At 60.0% G+C, this 18,815-nt stretch carries 21 protein-coding genes; 8 read left to right on the forward strand and 13 right to left on the reverse strand.

Annotated features, from left to right (window positions below):
* Positions 1 to 75: 75 nt before the first annotated feature.
* Positions 76 to 927, reverse strand: a complete 852-nt coding sequence (locus tag KGA97_RS15735) for a CAP domain-containing protein (RefSeq protein ID WP_223481063.1) — start codon at positions 925 to 927, stop codon at positions 76 to 78.
* A gap of 200 nt (positions 928 to 1,127) precedes the next feature.
* On the opposite strand from KGA97_RS15735, the gene KGA97_RS15740 reads away from it, so the two are divergent.
* The 4 genes from KGA97_RS15740 (at position 1,128) to KGA97_RS15755 (ending at position 5,050) form a co-directional block, all read left to right on the forward strand.
* A complete protein-coding gene (locus tag KGA97_RS15740) occupies positions 1,128 to 1,748 on the forward strand; it encodes a cell wall hydrolase (protein ID WP_192229308.1) in 621 nt (206 codons plus the stop codon).
* A gap of 107 nt (positions 1,749 to 1,855) precedes the next feature.
* A complete protein-coding gene (locus tag KGA97_RS15745) occupies positions 1,856 to 2,791 on the forward strand; it encodes a phosphatase (protein WP_008024127.1) in 936 nt (311 codons plus the stop codon).
* Positions 2,792 to 2,968: 177 nt separating this feature from the next.
* The gene (locus KGA97_RS15750) at positions 2,969 to 3,901 is read left to right on the forward strand and encodes a GlxA family transcriptional regulator (protein ID WP_008044201.1); all 933 of its coding nucleotides are present in this window, start codon (positions 2,969 to 2,971) and stop codon (positions 3,899 to 3,901) included.
* A gap of 180 nt (positions 3,902 to 4,081) precedes the next feature.
* Positions 4,082 to 5,050 (forward strand): nitrilase-related carbon-nitrogen hydrolase, encoded by a 969-nt coding sequence (locus KGA97_RS15755; RefSeq protein WP_223481064.1) that lies wholly within the window; start codon positions 4,082 to 4,084, stop codon positions 5,048 to 5,050.
* Positions 5,051 to 5,613: 563 nt separating this feature from the next.
* Here KGA97_RS15755 and KGA97_RS15760 read toward each other — a convergent pair.
* Genes KGA97_RS15760 through KGA97_RS15775 form a run of 4 tightly spaced genes read right to left on the reverse strand, consistent with a single transcriptional unit; the run spans position 5,614 to position 7,802 of the window.
* Entirely contained in the window at positions 5,614 to 6,312 is a 699-nt protein-coding gene (locus KGA97_RS15760) for a dienelactone hydrolase family protein (RefSeq protein ID WP_223481065.1), read from the reverse strand.
* Between the two features lie 37 nt (positions 6,313 to 6,349).
* Positions 6,350 to 6,973, reverse strand: coding sequence for a glutathione S-transferase family protein (locus KGA97_RS15765; protein ID WP_008043943.1), 624 nt, complete (start codon positions 6,971 to 6,973; stop codon positions 6,350 to 6,352).
* Between the two features lie 56 nt (positions 6,974 to 7,029).
* Entirely contained in the window at positions 7,030 to 7,545 is a 516-nt protein-coding gene (locus tag KGA97_RS15770) for a DoxX family protein (protein WP_008028137.1), read from the reverse strand.
* Positions 7,546 to 7,598: 53 nt separating this feature from the next.
* Positions 7,599 to 7,802, reverse strand: a complete 204-nt coding sequence (locus tag KGA97_RS15775; protein WP_008043946.1) for a hypothetical protein — start codon at positions 7,800 to 7,802, stop codon at positions 7,599 to 7,601.
* Positions 7,803 to 8,179: 377 nt separating this feature from the next.
* Here KGA97_RS15775 and glsB point away from each other — a divergent pair, with 377 nt between their 5' ends.
* The 3 genes from glsB to KGA97_RS15790 all read left to right on the forward strand — a co-directional run bounded on the left by glsB (position 8,180) and on the right by KGA97_RS15790 (position 11,310).
* Positions 8,180 to 9,088 carry a glutaminase B gene (gene glsB / locus KGA97_RS15780; protein WP_223481066.1) on the forward strand — a complete coding sequence of 303 codons (909 nt, stop codon included), beginning with the start codon at positions 8,180 to 8,182 and terminating at the stop codon, positions 9,086 to 9,088.
* Positions 9,089 to 9,383: 295 nt separating this feature from the next.
* The gene (locus tag KGA97_RS15785; protein ID WP_207284456.1) at positions 9,384 to 10,886 is read left to right on the forward strand and encodes an aldehyde dehydrogenase family protein; all 1,503 of its coding nucleotides are present in this window, start codon (positions 9,384 to 9,386) and stop codon (positions 10,884 to 10,886) included.
* Positions 10,887 to 10,959: 73 nt separating this feature from the next.
* The gene (locus KGA97_RS15790; protein WP_008043954.1) at positions 10,960 to 11,310 is read left to right on the forward strand and encodes a BON domain-containing protein; all 351 of its coding nucleotides are present in this window, start codon (positions 10,960 to 10,962) and stop codon (positions 11,308 to 11,310) included.
* Positions 11,311 to 11,429: 119 nt separating this feature from the next.
* Here the strand turns inward: KGA97_RS15790 and KGA97_RS15795 are convergent, their stop codons facing one another.
* From KGA97_RS15795 to cynS, 3 genes are all read right to left on the reverse strand, one after another.
* Complete coding sequence (locus tag KGA97_RS15795) at positions 11,430 to 12,089, reverse strand: carbonic anhydrase (RefSeq protein ID WP_008043956.1); 660 nt, start codon at positions 12,087 to 12,089, stop codon at positions 11,430 to 11,432.
* Positions 12,090 to 12,118: 29 nt separating this feature from the next.
* A complete protein-coding gene (locus tag KGA97_RS15800) occupies positions 12,119 to 12,355 on the reverse strand; it encodes a DUF2790 domain-containing protein (protein ID WP_223435671.1) in 237 nt (78 codons plus the stop codon).
* 86 nt (positions 12,356 to 12,441) lie between these two features.
* On the reverse strand, positions 12,442 to 12,909 hold the full coding sequence (cynS, locus tag KGA97_RS15805) for a cyanase (RefSeq protein WP_008043963.1): 468 nt from the start codon (positions 12,907 to 12,909) through the stop codon (positions 12,442 to 12,444).
* A 121-nt stretch (positions 12,910 to 13,030) separates the two neighbouring features.
* Between cynS and cynR the strand changes: the two genes are divergently transcribed.
* Entirely contained in the window at positions 13,031 to 13,927 is an 897-nt protein-coding gene (gene cynR, locus KGA97_RS15810) for a transcriptional regulator CynR (RefSeq protein WP_223481067.1), read from the forward strand.
* On the opposite strand, the gene KGA97_RS15815 is transcribed toward cynR, so the two are convergent.
* The 5 genes from KGA97_RS15815 to KGA97_RS15835 all read right to left on the reverse strand — a co-directional run bounded on the left by KGA97_RS15815 (position 13,913) and on the right by KGA97_RS15835 (position 18,515).
* Entirely contained in the window at positions 13,913 to 14,215 is a 303-nt protein-coding gene (locus KGA97_RS15815; protein ID WP_008043969.1) for a hypothetical protein, read from the reverse strand. The two genes, cynR and KGA97_RS15815, sit on opposite strands and share 15 nt — an antisense overlap.
* 256 nt (positions 14,216 to 14,471) lie before the next feature.
* On the reverse strand, positions 14,472 to 14,801 hold the full coding sequence (locus tag KGA97_RS15820) for a hypothetical protein (protein ID WP_008028159.1): 330 nt from the start codon (positions 14,799 to 14,801) through the stop codon (positions 14,472 to 14,474).
* 521 nt (positions 14,802 to 15,322) lie between these two features.
* The gene (locus KGA97_RS15825) at positions 15,323 to 15,826 is read right to left on the reverse strand and encodes a GNAT family N-acetyltransferase (RefSeq protein WP_223481068.1); all 504 of its coding nucleotides are present in this window, start codon (positions 15,824 to 15,826) and stop codon (positions 15,323 to 15,325) included.
* Positions 15,827 to 15,857: 31 nt separating this feature from the next.
* Positions 15,858 to 16,487 carry a glutathione S-transferase family protein gene (locus KGA97_RS15830; RefSeq protein ID WP_223481069.1) on the reverse strand — a complete coding sequence of 210 codons (630 nt, stop codon included), beginning with the start codon at positions 16,485 to 16,487 and terminating at the stop codon, positions 15,858 to 15,860.
* A 78-nt stretch (positions 16,488 to 16,565) separates the two neighbouring features.
* The gene (locus tag KGA97_RS15835; protein WP_207284453.1) at positions 16,566 to 18,515 is read right to left on the reverse strand and encodes a DNA topoisomerase III; all 1,950 of its coding nucleotides are present in this window, start codon (positions 18,513 to 18,515) and stop codon (positions 16,566 to 16,568) included.
* Between the last annotated feature and the right edge of the window lie 300 nt (positions 18,516 to 18,815).

The following is an 18,815-nucleotide window of genomic DNA, read 5'->3' on the forward strand; positions in this document are numbered from 1 at the left end:
ATAACGCGTTGTCCTGAATGAGCGCGGCGCCCTGAAGTCCATCGCGAGCAGGCTCGCTCCTACAGGAGATGCGGTTTACGGAGAACCAAACATCACTGTCCAGTAAATCCCCGAATCGCTCTTCGGGTCCACCGCATACGCTGCGCCCAGCTCGTGATACTGCGGGTTCATCAAGTTCGCGCAGTGGCCGGGGCTGGCGACCCAGCCATCGACGACCTTGCGCACGCTGTCTTGCCCGGCGGCGATGTTCTCGCCGATCTGCTGGCCGCTGTAACCCGCCAGTTCTGCCCGGTCACCCGGCGTGCGACCGTCGCGGTCCTTGTGATCGAAGTAATTGTTGTTGGCCATGGACCGCGCATGCGTCTCGGCGGCTGTTGCCAGTGTGGCGTTCCAGGTCAGCGGCGTGGCGGCGGCAAAGGATTGCGTGCCGCACTGGCGTGGACGGCTGCGGGCGACGTTGAGTTCGGCCAGCAGCTTCTGGCCTTCCGCCTGCCAGTCGCCCAGGCGCGCGCTCAACAATGGACGGGCCACCACGATGCGCCATTCACGGTCCTGGCGGCTCACGCCGATGTCGACGAATTGCGGATCGAGCACGATCTGGCAAAAGCTCTCCTGGATCGCTTTCATCGCCGCCGCCGCATCGCGCGGCCCGGACAGGCTGATCGCCTGCACGTTCTTCATCGGATAATTCGCGGCGACCATGGCCTGTTGCAGATTGCCGATGCTGGCGGCGGACAACACCAACCGTGGATCACCCGCCAGCGGTGGCAGTTCTGACGAGACCTGACCTGCGCACCGCTGGTTCTGCCTGCGGTAATCGTTGATCGAGTCGATCAGTTGTTTCTCGTCGGCCGCCAGCGCATTCATGGCGAACAACAGCCCCAGCGACAACGTGGCAAGACGCAAAACGGGTGGCAGGACACGCATGGAAATCTCCCTTGTTCGGACTGCGCCCATGATGCGCGATTTCACCCCCGTGAGCGCAATGCCTTTTCACACCGAAATACAGGTTGTCGGCTGTCTGTCGAAATGAAAACGGGCAACTACAATCAAGCGATGTCGCCGGCCAGGGGCGCTCAGCGTCGACAGTTTGATGCTTGAATCCAGTCCACTCAGAAGGGTCGATCATGCGCTTGATTTGGATAGCGACCTGCTTTGCAATCACGCTACTCGGCGGCCAGGCAGCGGCGACTGAACAGGAACAAAAAAAGGAAGCGGCCGAAAACAAGGCCGAAGTGCTGGAACAGAAAGCGGCGGAGAAGGGGGCCGATGTGCCGGTGCCCAAGTCCGAAGCGATTACCACCTCCGAAGTGCAGGCGGTCGACCCGGCAGGCGCGTCGCCGCTGGACGATGCAATCACCTGCCTGGCGCGCTCCATTTATTGGGAAGCCAAGGGCAAATCCTCCGCCGACATGGAAGCCGTGGCCAGCGTGGTGATGAATCGCCTGGGCCATGAGGGCTTTCCGGACACGGTGTGCGCGGTGGTCAAACAAGGTTCTGAAACCAAGAATTGCCAGTTTTCCTGGTGGTGTGACGGGCGTTCCGATCAGGTCCAGGAAGAAACCCAATACACGATCGCCAAGGAAATCGCGCGCAAGGCACTCAACAAGCAGCTCAACGACCGCACCCACGGCGCAATGTATTTTCACGACCGCAACGTGAACCCCGATTGGGCCAGCAAGTACATCAAGACCACCGAAACCAGCATGTTTCTCTTCTATAAGCCCAAGGGTGGAGAGGCCCATTAGCGATGTCATCTGGATGTCATCGAACCCATGTAAAAATTCTTGCAAACCGTCTTGAACGTTCAGCGGGCCTGGGTCTGCTGACAGATGAATTTGCAAGGAATACCTCAATGAAAGGAGATGCCTCCCTGTTTGCGGCCATCGACCTGGGTTCCAATGCGTTTCGCATGATGATCGGCCAGTCGGTCAAGCGGAATCAGCAACTGGTGATCCAGGAGGTGAAAACCCTGCGCGAGCCAGTGCGTCTGGCGGAGGGTTTTCAGGGCGGTGCGCTGGACGAAATGGCACTGGATCGCGGATGGCAGGCACTCGCGCGATTCGGCAAAAAGTTACGCGGCTTTGAGCCCGGTCGTGTGCGGGCGGTGGCGACCAGCGCCGTGCGTGAAGCCGACAATGCCCAATTGTTCCTGGCCAGCGCAGAGCGGCATCTGGGTTTTCGCATCGACGTGATCTCCGGGCATGAAGAAGCGCGGCTGGTTTACGCCGGTGTGGCTCACACGGTCCCCGGTACGGAACGCAAACGGCTGGTGATCGACGTCGGTGGCGGCTCCACGGAATTGATCCTCGGGCAGGGCGCGCAGCCGCTGTTGACCGAGAGCATTGCCATCGGCAGCGGCACCTTTGGTGCGCGTTATTTTCAAGGAGGGCGCATCACGGCCCCGGCGCTGCTGGAAGCCGAGCGTGTCGCCACCTTGCAATTCGAGCGCGTGGCGCGCCGTTATCGCTCGCTGGGCTGGCAGCAGGTGATCGGCTCATCAGGCACCGCACGAATGCTCGCCAAAGTGCTCAAGGCCAACGGTTTGAACGACGAAGGCCAGAGCGGCATTACCTACAGCGGCCTGTTGCGTTTGTCGCTGCGCCTGCTGGAAGTGGGGCACGTCAATCAACTCAGGCTCGCAGGCCTGCAAAGTCACCGCCTGAGCATCCTGCCCGGTGGGCTGGTGCTGATGCTCGCAGCGTTCAAAGTCTTCGGCGTCTCGCACATGACACCCTCCGAGCCCGGTTTGAGGTTCGGTGTGCTGCATGGGTTGATGTCTCGGCACTGAGTGCCAGCCGCTATTCCTTCAGAACTTCGCATAGTTCAACGCATCGACCACGGCCGGCGCCTCGTGTTGTCGGCCAACGGCTTTCCGTTAGGTGTAGACCTGATCAGGGCGTACAGTGCAAGTTAGATGGCCTTAAAAGCTATCAAGCCTCCTTTGCGGTCATCAGGAATTGGCGTCATGCACGAGATCGGCCTCATCGTTTACCCCGAATTCCAGGTGCTGGGCCTGGCCATGTGTGCGGCGTTTGAAATGGCCAACGGCGCCGCCGACGAGCCGGTGTACAGCCTCACCTTGTTGTCGGAACACGGCGGGACGGTGCAGACCTCCGCCGGTTTCGGCGTGGAAACCACCGCGTTCGATCAGCGCTCGTTCGACACGCTGCTGGTAATGGGCGACAACCTGATCCGTCCGGTTTCATCGGGCATGGTGGCGTTTCTGCGCAGCGCCAGTCAGAGCTCTCGCCGGGTCGGATCGATCTGCACCGGTGCCATCGCGCTGGCCGAGGCCGGTCTGCTCGATGGGCGGCGAGCGACCACGCATTGGTGCCATGCACCGGCGCTGCAGCGGGCCTACCCGAAGGTGAAGGTGGAGGAGGACCGGATCTTCATCAACGACGGCAACGTCTGGACCGCTGCCGGTATGAGTGCCTGCGTCGATCTTGCATTGGCCCTGGTGGAAAGTGACCTCGGTGCAGAAGTGGCGCGGCGGGTGGCCCGGCAATTGGTGGTCTACCACCGGCGCGCGGGCGGGCAGTCGCAGTTTTCGGTGATGCTTGAACTCGAGCCCAAGACTGACCGCATTCAAGCCGCGTTGACCTATGCCAAGCAGCATTTGAAGTCCGAGTTGTCGGTCGAGGAACTGGCCAGTGCCGCCAACCTCAGCCCGCGACAGTTCAGTCGCGTCTTCCATGCTGAAACCGGTCAGTCTCCTGCCAAGGCTATTGAAAACCTGCGGGTGGAGGCCGCGCGCCTGATGATGGAAACCGGCCGGCACGCAATCGATGTGGTGGCGACAGAGACCGGTTTTGGTGATCGCGAGCGGATGCGCCGGGCGTTTATTCGCGCCTTCGGCCAACCGCCGCAGGTCATCCAGCGTGCGAATCGAGGCTGACTTGCGTGAACCCACAATTCCGAACCTCCGCGTAATCTGTAGGAGCCAGCTTGCTGGCGATGGCGTATTTGAAATCGCTATCTGCGTGGCTTAAAAGGTGGTGTATTCGACATTTGAGCCAAAATATTATTGGCGTAATCTCGGTCTCGTTGAAGCCCATTCCCCACTGAGATCACCGCCATGACCATCGTCAAAGCCGCTGCCGTCCAGATCGCACCTGTGCTCTACAGCCGTGAAGGCACTGTAGAAAAGGTCGTCAACAAGATCCGTGAACTTGGCGAGAAAGGCGTGCAGTTCGCCGTTTTTCCGGAAACCATCGTGCCGTACTACCCGTACTTTTCCTTTGTGCAGGCGCCGTTCGAAATGGGTTCCGAGCACTACAAATTGCTCGATCAGGCGGTCGTCGTGCCTTCCGCGACCACCGATGCCATTGGCAAAGCCGCCAAGGACGCCAACATGGTGGTGTCCATCGGCGTCAACGAGCGCGATGGCAGTACCCTGTACAACACGCAATTGCTGTTCGATGCGGACGGCACCCTGATTCAGGCCCGTCGCAAGATTTCGCCGACCTATCATGAGCGGATGATCTGGGGCATGGGCGATGGTTCCGGCCTGCGCGCAATCGACAGCGCTGTTGGCCGCATTGGTCAACTGGCTTGCTGGGAACACTACAATCCGCTGGCGCGTTATGCCCTGATCGAAGATGGCGAACAGATCCACGCCTCGATGTACCCCGGTTCGTTCGCCGGTGAGCGGTTTACCCGCCAGATGGAAGTCAGCATCCGCATGCACGCGCTGGAATCGGCGTGTTTCGTGGTGAACTCGACGGCCTGGCTGTACCCGGAACAGCAGGCGCAAATCATGGCTGACACCGGTTGCGGCATTGGTCCGATCTCCGGTGGTTGCTACACCGCGATCATCGATCCGCAAGGTGAAGTCGTCGGCGCACTGACCGAAGGTGAAGGTGAAGTCATTGCCGACATCGACTTGTTCCAGATCGAAGTGCGCAAGCGTCAGATGGATGGGCGCGGCCACTACAGCCGTCCGGAAATCCTCAGCCTGAACATCGACCGGACACCGCATCGCCATGTGCATGAGCGCAACGCACAGCCGAAGCTGGCCGACACTGCGCAAGCGGAAGAGTTGTGATTATGGAAGTCATGACGATCAACCGGTAAACGCTTCACCTGTAGGAGCACGGCTTGCCGGCGAAGGCGTCTTTGAAATCGCCATCGTCGGCAAGCCGCCCGCAGCAAGCCGGCTCCTACAGGTTTTGCGTCAACCCGCGATCCCGAACACACCCGAGATCTGTAGGAGCCAGGCTTGCCGGCGATGGCGTCAGTGAAATCGCCATCGCCAGCAAGCCGGCTCCTACAGGTTGTGCGTCAACCCGCGATCCCGAACACACCCGAGATTTGTAGGAGCCGGCTTGCCGGCGATGGCGTCTTTGAAATCGCCATCGCCAGCAAGCCAGGCTCCTACAGGTTTTGCGTCAACCCGCGATCCCGAACACACCTGTGATCCGTAGGAGCCGGCTTGCTGGCGAAGGCGTCTTTGAAATCGCCATCGCCGGCAAGCCAGGCTCCTACAGGTTTTGCGTCAACCCGCGACCCCGAACACACCTGTGATCCGTAGGAGCCGGCTTGCTGGCGAAGGCGTCTTTGAAATCGCCATCGCCGGCAAGCCAGGCTCCTACCAAAAGCGTGTCGGTCTTAGAGTTCCATGCCCAGGAAGATCAGCGTATTGCCATGGGCTTCAGCCGCGGCACGCTGGTTGTAGCTGTCGCGATGCGAGCAGTTGAAGCCATGCTCGGCTTCCGGGTAAACCACGATTTCAACGTTATCGTTGTTGTCGAAACGCTCGGCGATTTTCTCCACGGCTTCCAGCGGGATGTGGCTGTCCTGTTCACCGAAGTGCATCAGCAGCGGCACTTCGATTTCATCGGCGCGGTCCAGTTGGTTCTGGATGCCGCCGCCGTAATAGGCGATCGCCACGTCCACCAGCCCATTGGCAGCGGTGTGGTAGGAGAGCAAGCCGCCGAAGCAGTAGCCGATGGAGGCAATGCCGCCATCCAGACCCGGTTGTGCTTTCAAAGCGTCGATGGCCAGCTCGATGTCTTTCTGCGCTTTGCCGACGTCGGTGGCGTTCATCAATTCAACGGCACGTTTCCAGCCGGCTTCGTCGTAGGTCAGTTCAATGCGCGGGCCGTTGCGCCAGAACAGGTCCGGCACGATTACCAGGTAGCCGTCGGCGGCATATTGCTCGGCGACCGAGCGGATGTGTTCATTCACACCGAAGATCTCCTGGAGCAGCACAATCCCCGGGCCTTTGCGGGTATGCGGAATCGCCAGGTAAGCGCCGAATTTACCTTCAGCGCTGTCGATCTCGATCCATTGGGTGGTCACGCTCATGGTGGCTCCTGTCTTCGCAAGTGAGTTGGGGCGTAGCTTAATGCGGCTGTGTGGCTTTGAAGCTCGTCAGCCCCTGCATCCGTTTCCACCAGCTGTTGAAGCCGTCCACGGCAAATACCTGCGGCGCATCCGGGGTCATCGCGATGTAGGCGCAACCCGGTGCCAGGTAGAAGTCGCCGATGCTCGGTTCAAGGCCGGCGATATACGGATCGGTGCCTTTAATCTTCATCAACTCGCGCAGCACTCGTTTCGAGTTCTCGATGCCTTGGCGGCGCGAATCCTCATTCTGCCCGCCAATGAAGTCGGGAAACAGATGGTAGCCGAACACCGAGACCAGCGCGCCATAACCGTAGGAATCATAAATGCCCTGGGCCATGTGGGTGCGCGCACGGTCGTGGGCGTTGTCCGGGGTGATTGACGGGCCGGGCAGGACTTCGTCCAGGTAGGCAATGATCGCGCCGGTTTCGATCACCCGAAAGCCGTCGTGGTCGACGACGGGCACCTTGCCGAACGGGTGACGCACCAGATGCTCCGGCAGGTGCGGTTCCCCTTTGATCACGTTGACCTGCACCTGCTCGAAGTCCGCGTCTTTTTCCACCAGCAACATCTTCACTGTGCGCACATAAGTACTGCCGTCAAAACCGTAGAGAGTGAGACTCATGGCGATTGCTCCTGTTCTATTGGGAGTGGCAGGTACGTTATCGAAACGCCGGCGCCTCAGCGGTGGTTGCGACGCCAGAAGAAGCGAGCCAACAACGTATCGAGACTGAGCTTGCCGGCACCCGAGAGCAACAGCGGCATCAGGGCGGCGAGGTAAATCAGCGGCAGTTTGAAGTTGCCGTAGCCCTTGTTGCTGATGGAGTAACCCTGAGCAAGCTCACTCAATGTAGACCAATCGGCCGGCCAGTGGACGGCGGCCGTCGCCACAAGGGTGACCACGATCAACGCGATGGCCGAAATCCGCGTGCCAAGGCCGACGAGGATGGCGAGGGCACAAAGCAGTTCGGCCCACATCGACAGTTCCCAGTTCAGCGTCGCCGGTATCTGGTCGAAGGGAAACGGAAAGCGATCCTGAATGTCGGCGAACCAGTTTTCGCCATTCCATTTTTCCAGGCCTGACTCGAAAAATTCCCAGGCAATGAACAACCGCAGGGTCAATGGGGCGAGCCAGCTACCGGCACGGTCGAGATTCAGGTGCAGGCCTTTCACGGCCGACGAGATTGCAGAGTTCATGGACGTGGTCTCCGTTCAGTCAGGGATGCGGGGCTCGCGGCCCCGCGCAAGGGTTACTCGCCGGCGCCGCACTTGCCTTCGCCGCATTTGCCTTCAGCCGGTTTTTCCGCGGTGTCGGCGTGGGCCTGGCTGTAGCCGTGGGCCAGCTGTTTCATGCTGAACGCTTCGGACTCGGAGGCCGACGCGACGTTGGACAGGGCCAGGCCGCCGGCGATGATCAGGCCGAGGGTCAGGGAGGAAGTCGAGAGCTTGAACATGGTGATACTCCGTAGCATTGAGTGAGTTGAGCGCTTTGATCGGCTGAGCCAATCGACAGGCACATTTCATCAATCGGGTGTATCTGCGATGTGTCGTTGGGGTGGGGTTTTATGGCCGGGGTGTGTCAAGGACGGGGCTGTACACACTCTGATACGTAACCCCCGAAATTTCCTTGGCCTACACAAACTCCTGTAGGAGCCGGCTTGCTGGCGATAGCGTCCGTTCAGGCGATAAATGTGTCGACTGAACCACCGCTATCGCCGGCAAGCCGGCTCCTACAATGGCATTCCAATTCACAACTGTGATCCGCTGCTGACCACCAGCGTCTAGCGTCAGTGTCCCCGCAATCCCTTGGGGCGAGACTTCGGAACCCGGCATGCAAGCGCTGTTGAACGAGATCCTTGACGCAGTTCGGCCCCTGATCGGTCAGGGCAAGGTGGCTGACTACATTCCTGCCCTCGGCACCGTGCCGGCCAATCAACTGGGTATCGCCGTGTACGGCAACGACGGCGAGCTGTTTTGCGCCGGTGACGCCCACACGCCGTTCTCGGTGCAGAGTATTTCCAAGGTGTTCAGCCTGGTGCAGGCCATCGAGCATTCCGGCGAAGCGATCTGGCAACGCCTGGGGCACGAGCCTTCCGGGCAGCCGTTCAACTCGCTGGTGCAGCTGGAATTCGAACGCGGGCGCCCGCGCAATCCGTTCATCAATGCCGGCGCACTGGTGATTTGCGACATCAATCAGTCGCGCTTTGCCGCACCGGCCTTGTCGATGCGCGATTTCGTCCGGCGCCTGTCGGGCAATCCGCAAGTCATGGTGGACGGCAAGGTCGCCGAGTCCGAATACCAGCACCGGGCGCGCAACGCCGCCATGGCGTACCTGATGCAATCCTTCGGCAATTTTCACAACGATGTCGAAGCGGTGCTGCGCAGCTACTTCAGCCATTGCGCCTTGCGCATGAGCTGCGTGGACCTGGCGCGGGCGTTCTGCTTCCTGGCCAACGACGGCTTCTGCAAGCACAGCGGCGAACAGATCCTCAGCGGCCGCCAGACCCAGCAAGTCAATTCCATCATGGCCACCAGCGGCCTCTACGACGAGGCGGGCAACTTCGCCTATCGCGTCGGTTTGCCCGGCAAGAGCGGCGTGGGCGGCGGGATCGTCGCGGTGGTGCCGGGGCAGTTCACGGTGTGCGTCTGGTCGCCGGAACTCAACGCCGCCGGTAACTCACTCGTGGGCATGGCCGCGCTGGAGTTGTTGAGCCAGCGAATTGGCTGGTCGGTGTTCTGATAGCGCGGGGTTGTGGCCGGCGCGACTACCGCCACAGCCGCCGAGGCGAGCTGTCTCTTTGTTCGTACGCATTCCCCTGTAGGAGCCGGCTTGCCGGCGAAAACCGTCGGGGCAACGCGTTTATTCAGACAGCCCGCGTTATCGTTGACGTCCATCGCCGGCAAGCCGGCTCCTACAGGGGATTTGCGTACGGTTTTGCAATCGAACGAAATGCGCCGGATGGCCACCGGTTAATGACGCTCCAGAAATTTTGCTATACATTTTCTGACCGCCCATTGCATGGTGAAACCGCTTCATGTCTCTTGCGCTCGAACGTCTAGTCGCTGGCACGCCAATCCCTTTCGCTGGTAACCGCGTTACTGTGGTCAGCCCCGAACTGGCCTTGCGCTTTCAGCCCGGGGACCACCTGTTGGTGGAGCAGGTCAGCGGCGAGTTGTTGCTGATTCCCGTTGCGGACCAGAAAGCGGCGGCGGTCGCGATCGAGCGGGCTGAAGCGGCGTTTACGGCGATGTCCGCCGTTTCCGATCAGGCGATCAGTGCGTTTTTCGACCTTTTTGCCCAACGCCTGGAAAACCAGGACTGCTGGGACTTGATCGAAGCGGCCAACCGGGCCGACATCGAATGGGCCAAGTCGCGTGGACGCTCCACCACACGGTTGCTGGCCGATGAGCGCATGCGTCGTGACATGATCGCGGGCCTCAGGGCCTGGCGCGATGCGTCAGCCACGCGCGGCAAAGTGATCAGTTGCGTCGAGCATGACGGCTGGAAAGTCGAGCAGGTGGTTTCGCCGTTGGGCATCGTCGCCTTCGTCTTCGAGGGCCGGCCGAATGTCTTCGCCGACGCCGCCGGCGTGTTGCGCACCGGCAACACCGCGGTGCTGCGCATTGGCAGCGATGCCTTGGGCACGGCGCAAGCCATTGTCACCCACGCGTTGAATCCGGCATTGAGTGAGGCCGGTTTGCCGGTGGGCGCAGTGTCGCTGGTGGAAAGCGTCAATCACGCCGCCGGTTGGGCCATGTTCGCCGACCGTCGTCTGTCGTTGGCGGTGGCCCGTGGTTCGGGGCGTGCGGTCAGTCAGTTGGGCAGCATCGCGCAACAGGTCGGCACTGCCGTCAGCCTGCATGGCACCGGTGGCGCCTGGCTGGTCGCCGACAAGGACGCCGACGCCAAGCGTTTTGCCGCCGTCGTGCGCAATTCCCTGGACCGTAAAGTCTGCAACACCCTGAACGTCTGCCTGATCCACCGCGACCGCGCCGCCGAACTGGTGCCGCTGTTTCTGGACGCCTTGGAAAAAGCCGGCAGCGCCCGGGAAGAGGGCTGCAAGTTGCACATCGTCGAGGGCAGCGAAACGTATTTGCCTGGCCGTTGGCGGAGTGCAACCGTCGAGGTCTATCGTCCTGACGGCTACCAGACTGAAGCGTTGGCCGAACCACTGCCCGAAGACCAGTTGGGCCGCGAGTGGGAGTGGGAAGAAACCCCGGAAGTTAGCCTCAAGATCGTCGACGACCTGGGCCAGGCCATCGCCTTGTTCAATCGCTACAGCCCGCAATTCACCGTGTCGTTGATCAGTGAAGATGCCGAGGCGCATGAGCGCTTCTACAACGCGGTCAACGCACCTTTTGTCGGCAACGGGATTACCCGTTGGGTTGACGGGCAGTACGCGCTGAACAAGCCGGAACTGGGGCTTTCGAACTGGGAGAGTGGTCGCCTGTTCGCTCGCAGCGCGATTCTCTCGGGCGACGGTGTGTTCACGATCCGTAGTCGCATGACGCAGATCGATCTGTCGGTCAAACGCTGACAACCCGACCTCAAGCGCAGACCGCACTATAATTAAGGGTGTCTGCGACTGCGTCTTGAGACAGGGGTCCGCCATGAAACTTCAATCCTTCGATCATTACTCTCATAAGCTGGAATTGGCCGCGCATGACGCGTGGCTGACAGCCCGGGTGAAGTCGGCCTTGGCGTTGGCCGATCCGACCCTTGGCCTGCAAGTCCATGTCAAAACCCTCGCGGGAATGGTGATGTTGAGTGGTCGCGTCAACACGCATAAGCAATGTGAGCAGGCTGTTGCGCTGGCTCGCACGGTCAGTGGTGTCAATGAAATCGATGCCAGGGAATTGCTGACTCACGTGTTCACGCCTGGAAGCTTTCCAACACCGCCCAACGCCGAGGAAAACCCGGAGATCCGGCCATCCTCGTCAGCCAAACCGGAAGACAAATAAAGCGGGGTGCAGCGCTTCCGTGAATCGGGCGCGCTGCATTTTCACTTCGCGGTTATTGAGCGCGGATGCTGATTGGCTGCAAGGTGCCAGCTGAGGGCGATGGCCCTCTGGTACACGGATCAAGCCGCTTCAACCGCTTTGCCGTGAACGGCGCACGTGCTCGGGCGTTCGGCCAGCGACACGAACGTGCGGCTGTTGGCATCCAGTGCATCGATCGAACCGGTTTCGATGTCGTAGACCCAGCCATGCAGGTTCAGCAGGCCTTTTTCCTGAGCCAGTCGCACGCTCGGGTGCGTTTGAATGTTCGCCAGTTGCGCGATCACGTTTTCCCGCACCATCGAACTCACTTTCGCCGCGTCGCTGGCATGAGGCCGGGATTCGTTGATGACCTTCGCCGATTCCGCATGTTGCAACCAGCCGCTGACGGCGGGCAGGTGATCCATGCATTTGCAGCTGGCGACGGCTGTCATCGCGCCACAATCCGAATGGCCGCAAATCACGATGTCGGTGACGCCCAGTACGGCCACCGCGTATTCGACCGTGGCCGATACACCGCCCGGATGCGGGCTGTAGGAGGGCACGATATTGCCGGCGTTACGGATCACGAACAGTTCGCCGGGTTCTTGCTGGGTCAGCAGTTCCGGTACGACACGGCTGTCGGAACAGGTGATGAACAGCGTGCCGGGGTGTTGCGTGGTGGCCAGGTGTTTGAACAGGTCGGTCCGCTGTGGGAAGGCTTCCGTCTGGAACTTCAAAAAACCGTCGATGAGCGCTTTCATGGGGAATTTCCTTTCAAATGATGGGGGGATCAGTTCGAGCAGCCGGTGCCAAACACGCTGTAGTCCAGAATGTGGGTGGCGCCTGTGGAGTCCTGGTACGTCATTTTCACAGGGACGACCCCGCATTCATCGGCAATCGGCGTGATGCTCACGACATGCGCGATGTCCAGTTTCATGCCGTACTCGTACGCGACGGCCGTTTCTTCTGCGTGAACCTGGGCAGACATGCCCGCTAACAACGACAGCACCAACAGAATTTTTTTCATGGGGCATCCTCCAGACCAATGTGGTGAACAAAGAAACAAGCGGGGTTCTGGAACTGGCCCGCACTTTAGTGCGGGCCGGGATCAAGTCAGAAAGGACGCAGTGGCAGGAACTTGCCGTCGAGGGTGATCACGGCGCGGGAGCCGCCTTCCGGGTCTTCGACTTTTTTCATGTCGAGCTTGAAGTTGATCGCGCTGATGATGCCGTCGCCGAACTGTTCATGAACCAGGGCTTTGAGCGTGGTGCCGTAGATCTGGATCATTTCGTAGAAGCGGTAGATGGTCGGGTCGGTCGGCACGCCAGAGAGGCTGCCGCGCAGTGGAATGATTTGCAGGCGGGCCACGGTGTCGGCGTCCAGGTCGAGCTTCTCGCCAATCACTTTGGCGGCGCTTTCCGGCAGTGGGTGCTGACCGAGCAGGGCGGCGGTGACGTAGGCCAGGCCGAGGCCGGTGCCGTCGGTCAGGTCCTGCCACGACAGGTTCTTACGCGCCTTGGCATCGAGGATCGAAGTGGTCAGGGCCAGGCTCGGGTCGTTGTAAGCGTGGGACTGTTGCATGGTGAATCTCCTATCGGGTTGAGTACTGCTTGGGTGTGAAGCAATCTTCTGCCGATTGATTCATAGCGTCCAAGACCGATATACAATGCATTGCATAAGCCCTGCCTATAGGTTGATCCCGATGTTGCTCCGACATTTGCGCTACTTGCTGGCGGTCGCCGACCACGGCGGCTTCACCCGTGCTGCCGAGGCATTGCACGTGTCCCAACCGACCTTGTCGCAACAGATCCGCCAACTGGAGGAAGCCCTCGGCGTGAGCCTGTTCGACCGCACCTCGCGCACGGTCAAGCCGACCGATGCGGGTGAGGCCTACATCGAGTGCGCTCGGCGGGTGCTGGTGGAGCTGGAGGCGGGTAAACGGGCGTTGCATGACGTGAAGGACTTGTCCCGGGGGACGTTGCGATTGGCGATGACGCCGACGTTCATGGCGTATCTGGTCGGGCCATTGGTGCGCGACTACGTGGCGCGCTATCCGAACATTCACCTGGAGATTTTCGAGTTGTCGATGGACGACATTGAGGCCGGGCTGCTGGATGACTCGCTGGACATCGCCATTGCGTTTGATCAGGTCAGGAATGCCGACATCGAGTCGATCCCGGCGTTTACCGAGACGCTGGGCGTGATGGTCGGGCGGGATCATCCGTTGTACGAAAGCCGTGTCGCGTTATCCGCTGAAGCGGTGGCCCAGCTGGAATTTGCCCTGTTGGCCACGGACTTCGTCACCCGAACCCGAATCGATGAGTATTTCGCTGAGCAGCAGATCACGCCAAAAGTGGCCATTGAGGTGAACTCGGTCAGCACCTTGCTGGAAGTCATCCGCCACACGGCGATTGCCACCATCCTTCCGGAACCCATCGCCACTCAGGACCGCGCGTTACGCAGGATCCCGTTGCTGGGGGAGGCGCCCAAACGCGGGGCCGCGCTGCTGCGGCGTAAAAACAACTACCACAGCGCGGCGTCGGTGGCCTTCATGGAACTGTTGCTGGGAACCGTTGAGGCGACGTCAGTCATCCACTGACTGGCATACGCCGTTGGAGGCCTTGCCGGAGGAGGTCACGGCGACCGAATCGTCATCGGCGAGGACAATTGACAAGGTGATGCCGGAGCCCTTGGCTTCGAAGCGGCGCTCACTGATGATTTTGGTGTCTGCTTCCTTGCCGTTGATCATGACCGGCCCATCCTGATCCGCCTGGACGAGAAACTTGCCGGGGCACTCCACCGCGAATGACGGGACACCGTCGACGCTGTTTGCCTGAGCAACACTTGTCAGAACCAGCAACAGCGGGAATATCAGCTTGTTTTTCATCGCAAGTCTCCAGTGACCAACAGCGGATACGCTTAACAATAGCTTTGTTTGGCAAACCGGAGACAAACAAAAGGCCCCGCTCGTTTATTCGAGCGGGGCCTTTTTTATGGGGCCTTCATTGGTTTGAACACCCATTCAGATCATTGTAGGAGCCGGCTTGCCGGCGATGGTCGTTAACGATAACGCGTACTGACTGTTTCACCACGGTGTCGTTGAGTCCATCGCCGGCAAGCCGGCTCCTACATCATTGGGTTTATCAGTAGAACCGATCAATCACCCGAACTTCATTCTGGTTCTGCATCGAGTCCCAGGCCTGCTTCAGCGTTTGCAGGACATTGCCGATGAAGTCTTTGTCGGCTGCAGCTTTCTTGCCGACATAACCCTGGCCGCGACGGTACATTTTCAGTCGGGCCAACAGGTTCTGGTTGTTCTGGTCGAACTCGGCTTCATGGGCATGCGGCGACAGGCAATCGATATGAACCTGGCCCGATTTGCTGATCCACAAAATGTGGCTGTCGTGGCTGTCTTTTTGCGCAGCGAACATACGAGCCAGTTCATCGATAGTAGGTTGATTGTTCAGATTCATAATATGCCCCTTGACCATTTGGTGATCTTTCAAAGTTGATTCGCTAATACAAGTAGCCCATCGGTTAGTTGATCCCTGGCACCGAAACCAGGACGTCAGCGTTCGGCCGTCGAAAGTGACGGGGTTCCGCGTCTGTTGCATGTAGTCGTGTTGAATAACTGCTACGCAATAGCGTCACAACGAAGAGAAGCAGCGAATACCTTCAGGCCACTGCCGACGTTTTCAGGGTCGGCCACAAGCTTCATGAGGATTGATCGCCAGCGCTTCTCGTCCTTGTACTGGACGTTCGGGCCAGGTCAGCTTCTTCAATCTGCCTTGTGGGCAGCGTGTATCCGGGAAAAACAGCTCGGCGGTCAGACGAGCTTGCTCAAACATGTTGCTGTACTCCCGATCGGGGAGATGTCTGCATCATGCAAGGGCAAATCGGAGGCGTCAACGGTTTTGTAGTGATTATTTTCAGTCACTACATATTGTCGGACAAAGCTGTTTGGAATTAGAAAGCAGCAGGGAGAAAGCGCCCCTCAGGACGAGGGCGGCGCGCTTTGGAAGCGGTAAAAGGTGCAGGGATAACCGTCTACTGGCTGATGATGCCGGGAGAACGCGTCACCCGTGAGGTGTGGCATCACACGGGCCCAGAACTGCCGTGCAGGCGGGTTGGCGTCGATGTGGAAAATCTGCCATTGCCCGGGCAGCTGGCTCAAGAGGGTAGAAACGACAAACGTCGCGACTCCTTGGCCACGAAAGCGTCGGCTGACAAAAAGGTAGCCGATGTTGTTCTGGGCGCCAGGCAGATGGGTGTTGTCATCCACGGTCACAAAACCGGCCAGCTCCCCGTCGACCTTGATCAGGAACGGGCGGGTTGCGGGGTTGCGCCAGTAGTCCTGTTGCGGCTGGATGTGGAAGAAGCCATGCCCGCCGAGTTTGAGCGGCAGCCACTCACTGAGGTCGTACATATAGAACTGCATCAGGTTTTCGAGCGTTTCCAGTTCGTCGCGCTGAGCGGCGTGCAGTTCTATCGAGGGCATGCGGGCTGGCTCCTGTTCAGAGCGAAATCAATCAGTGAGGCGCGAAGTCGTATTTTCCGCCTTTCTTCAGTGCGGCTTGATAGGCCGGGCGCGCCTGGAAGCGCTCGACCCAGGCCGCTACATGAGGGTAGTCGCCGAGCTTGCCTTGGGCGCGGGCGATTTCACCTATGAAACTCATCTGGATATCGGCTGCGCTGAATTCCTTGCCCAGCAGGTAATCGGACTGGTTCAGTGCCGTGTTCAGATAGCCGAGGTAGTTGGCTACTTCCGAGTTGATCCGTGGATGCAGCGGTGCGCCGGCTTCACCGAGACGTCCGACATACAGGTTCAACATCAGCGGCAACATGGCCGAGCCTTCGGCGAAATGCAGCCACTGCACGTATTCATCGTAGGCCGGGGTGGACGGATCGGGTTGCAGGCGCCCCTCGCCATGGCGACGAATCAGGTAGTCGATAATTGCGGCGGACTCAATCAGCTTCTGGGTACCGTCTTCGATGACCGGCGATTTACCCAGGGCGTTGATCGCTTTCAGTTCCGGCGGGGCCAGGTTGGTTTTCGGATCGCGCTGATAGAGCTTCAGTTCGTAAGGGATGGCCAGTTCTTCCAGTAGCCACAGAATGCGCTGGGAGCGGGAGTTGTTCAGGTGGTGCACGATAATCATGGTCGATGCCTTTTCAGGAAACAGGGCTGTAGCCGGGCTTGAAGAACACTAGACCATCGCTGGCCAGTCGAAGTGCCATCAAGCTTTACCCGGCGTTTTTGCTGCACGTTTGGCGCCGGTCGATGGCTTGCGTTTGGCCGGCTTGCGTTTGTTTTTCCAGGGTGTGGCACCTCGCCCGGCAGGGCTTGCAGGCCCGCTGATGGTCAGGCTCAGGCCGGAGCAGCGGGCAACCTGCTTGCTCATCCACGCTGCTTGTTTGGTGACGAACTCTTCCAGGCTCATTTCGCCGCTCTGCACCATGTCCAGCGCCTGCTCCCAGATCGCCGTGGTGCCAGGGTCGGCAATCGCGCGCGGCACGGCGTCGATCAGGCTGAACGCCGCCGGGGTGGCGGCCAGGGCCTTGCCGTTCTTGATCAGATAACCACGGTCGAGCAGGCCCTGAATGATCGAGGCGCGGGTGGCCTCGGTGCCGATCCCGGTGGTGTCCTTGAGTTTCTGTTTCAGCAGTGGATCCTCCACCAGCTTAGCGACGTTCTTCATCGCCTTGATCAAATCACCTTCGGTAAACGGTTTGGGTGGCTGCGTCCAAAGGTCCTTGAGCTTCACTTCGGCCACCGCGCAATCACGGCCTTCGCTCAATGTCGGCAGTGTTTGCGGCGCCGGTACTTCGCGGCCCTTGGCCGGAGCAAGGGCCTCGGGCAGGGCGCGTTTCCAGCCGGGTTCGACGATCTGCTTGCCGACCGCGCGCAAGGCTTCGCCGGCACAGTCGAAGTCGGCCTGGGTCCGGTCGTATTCATGGTTGGGCAGAAACTGCGCCAGATACCGCGCGCGGATCAGCGTGTAGACCGCTCGCTGCTTGCCCACCAGTCGATCCAGGTTCTTTGCCGCAGCCGTGGGGATGATGCCGTGGTGAGCGCTGACCTTGGCGTCATTCCAGGCCCGTGAGCGCCGTTGCGGTTCAAGGTAGTCCTGCAAGGCGTTCAGCGTCGGATCTGCTTGCCGCAGGGCGGCGAGAATTCCGGGCGCTTCACTGTGTTGACTCACCGGCAGGTAACCGCAGTCGCTGCGAGGGTAGGTGATGACTTTATGGGTTTCGTAGAGTGCCTGGGCGATGTCGAGGGTTTCCTGAGCGCCAAGCCCGAGTTTCTTCGAACAGACTTCCTGCAAGGTGCCCAGATCGAACGGCAACGGCGCCACTTCACGCATGCGCTCGGTGCGCAGCTTGATCACCCGGGCGCTCGCCGCGTTGCCAATCGCCGCCGCTGCTTGTTGAGCGAGTGCCTGATTGAGGCAGCGATCCTGATCGTCGCAAACGTCGGACGGCGCACGCCACTGTGCGGTGAACGCGGTGCCATCGTGCAGCAGCTGCACGTCGATGGCCCAGTAAGCCACGGGGACGAAATCGGCGATGCTGCGGTCGCGGTCCACCACCAGGCGCAGGGTCGGCGTTTGCACTCGACCGACCGGCAATACGCCCTGATAACCGGACTGGCGCCCCAGCAGCGTGAACAACCGACTCATGTTCATGCCGATCAGCCAGTCGGCCCGTGAACGGCCCAATGCCGAATGATAAAGGCTGAAGGTCTCCGCCCCCGGCTTCAGCGCAGCCAATGCCTTGCGGATTGACGCATCGTCCAGCGCCGACAGCCACAACCGCTGGATCGGCCCGCGATAACGGCAATGCTCCACCAGTTCCCGGGCGATCATTTCGCCCTCACGGTCGGCGTCGGTGGCGATCACCAATTCATCGGCCTCGCCGAGCAAACGTTTGACGGCCTTGTACTGACTGGCGGTGCGCGGTTTGACGGTCATTTTCCATTTGTCCGGAATGATCGGCAGATCCGCCAGCACCCAGCGCTTGTAGCGTGCGTCGTAGGCATCCGGTGGCGCGGTTTCCAGCAGATGGCCGATGCACCAGGTCACCGTGACGTCCGTTCCCAACCAGCAGCCGTCGCCGCGACGCCGGGCGCCGAGCACGGCCGCAATGTCTTTGGCCTGGGAAGGTTTTTCACAGAGGTACAACCGCATAACCACCATCGTTCATCAACTGCCGGGAGGTGCACAGAATGGCGGCTGATGAGCGATGGAGCAATCTTTATCTGTATGGATGTACAGCTCGTGCGTTTCGACTCATTGCAACGAACGGCATCTCGCTTCTACATTTGACGTTATCCGCCTATGCGCTTGTGCCGGTCCACCGACGGATAGCTTCAGCGCCCCGTTCGGCTGTGAAGCCGTCGCGCTGATGAAATCTGGGTTATACCTGACAAAGCTGTGTTCTCAAGTTTTGGGGCTCTGTGCGACCCATTGCGGGCAAGTCGGATTGCC

The sequence above is a fragment of the Pseudomonas sp. BF-B-15 genome, assembly GCF_019946675.1.
Classification (GTDB): Bacteria; Pseudomonadota; Gammaproteobacteria; order Pseudomonadales; family Pseudomonadaceae; genus Aquipseudomonas; species Aquipseudomonas migulae.

Bases quoted from the DNA above. Each gene is read 5' to 3' on its own strand.
- KGA97_RS15750 (WP_008044201.1), top strand. From the start codon at position 2,969: ATGCACGAGATCGGCCTCATCGTTTACCCCGAATTCCAGGTGCTGGGC.
- KGA97_RS15745 (WP_008024127.1), top strand. From the start codon at position 1,856: ATGAAAGGAGATGCCTCCCTGTTTGCGGCCATCGACCTGGGTTCCAAT.
- KGA97_RS15765 (WP_008043943.1), bottom strand. From the start codon at position 6,973: ATGAGTCTCACTCTCTACGGTTTTGACGGCAGTACTTATGTGCGCACA.
- KGA97_RS15785 (WP_207284456.1), top strand. From the start codon at position 9,384: ATGTCTCTTGCGCTCGAACGTCTAGTCGCTGGCACGCCAATCCCTTTC.
- KGA97_RS15825 (WP_223481068.1), bottom strand. From the start codon at position 15,826: ATGCCCTCGATAGAACTGCACGCCGCTCAGCGCGACGAACTGGAAACG.
- KGA97_RS15790 (WP_008043954.1), top strand. From the start codon at position 10,960: ATGAAACTTCAATCCTTCGATCATTACTCTCATAAGCTGGAATTGGCC.
- KGA97_RS15760 (WP_223481065.1), bottom strand. From the start codon at position 6,312: ATGAGCGTGACCACCCAATGGATCGAGATCGACAGCGCTGAAGGTAAA.
- KGA97_RS15775 (WP_008043946.1), bottom strand. From the start codon at position 7,802: ATGTTCAAGCTCTCGACTTCCTCCCTGACCCTCGGCCTGATCATCGCC.
- KGA97_RS15755 (WP_223481064.1), top strand. From the start codon at position 4,082: ATGACCATCGTCAAAGCCGCTGCCGTCCAGATCGCACCTGTGCTCTAC.
- cynR (WP_223481067.1), top strand. From the start codon at position 13,031: ATGTTGCTCCGACATTTGCGCTACTTGCTGGCGGTCGCCGACCACGGC.
- KGA97_RS15835 (WP_207284453.1), bottom strand. From the start codon at position 18,515: ATGCGGTTGTACCTCTGTGAAAAACCTTCCCAGGCCAAAGACATTGCG.
- KGA97_RS15770 (WP_008028137.1), bottom strand. From the start codon at position 7,545: ATGAACTCTGCAATCTCGTCGGCCGTGAAAGGCCTGCACCTGAATCTC.
- cynS (WP_008043963.1), bottom strand. From the start codon at position 12,909: ATGCAACAGTCCCACGCTTACAACGACCCGAGCCTGGCCCTGACCACT.
- KGA97_RS15820 (WP_008028159.1), bottom strand. From the start codon at position 14,801: ATGAATCTGAACAATCAACCTACTATCGATGAACTGGCTCGTATGTTC.
- KGA97_RS15795 (WP_008043956.1), bottom strand. From the start codon at position 12,089: ATGAAAGCGCTCATCGACGGTTTTTTGAAGTTCCAGACGGAAGCCTTC.
- KGA97_RS15735 (WP_223481063.1), bottom strand. From the start codon at position 927: ATGCGTGTCCTGCCACCCGTTTTGCGTCTTGCCACGTTGTCGCTGGGG.
- KGA97_RS15800 (WP_223435671.1), bottom strand. From the start codon at position 12,355: ATGAAAAAAATTCTGTTGGTGCTGTCGTTGTTAGCGGGCATGTCTGCC.
- KGA97_RS15830 (WP_223481069.1), bottom strand. From the start codon at position 16,487: ATGATTATCGTGCACCACCTGAACAACTCCCGCTCCCAGCGCATTCTG.
- glsB (WP_223481066.1), top strand. From the start codon at position 8,180: ATGCAAGCGCTGTTGAACGAGATCCTTGACGCAGTTCGGCCCCTGATC.
- KGA97_RS15740 (WP_192229308.1), top strand. From the start codon at position 1,128: ATGCGCTTGATTTGGATAGCGACCTGCTTTGCAATCACGCTACTCGGC.
- KGA97_RS15815 (WP_008043969.1), bottom strand. From the start codon at position 14,215: ATGAAAAACAAGCTGATATTCCCGCTGTTGCTGGTTCTGACAAGTGTT.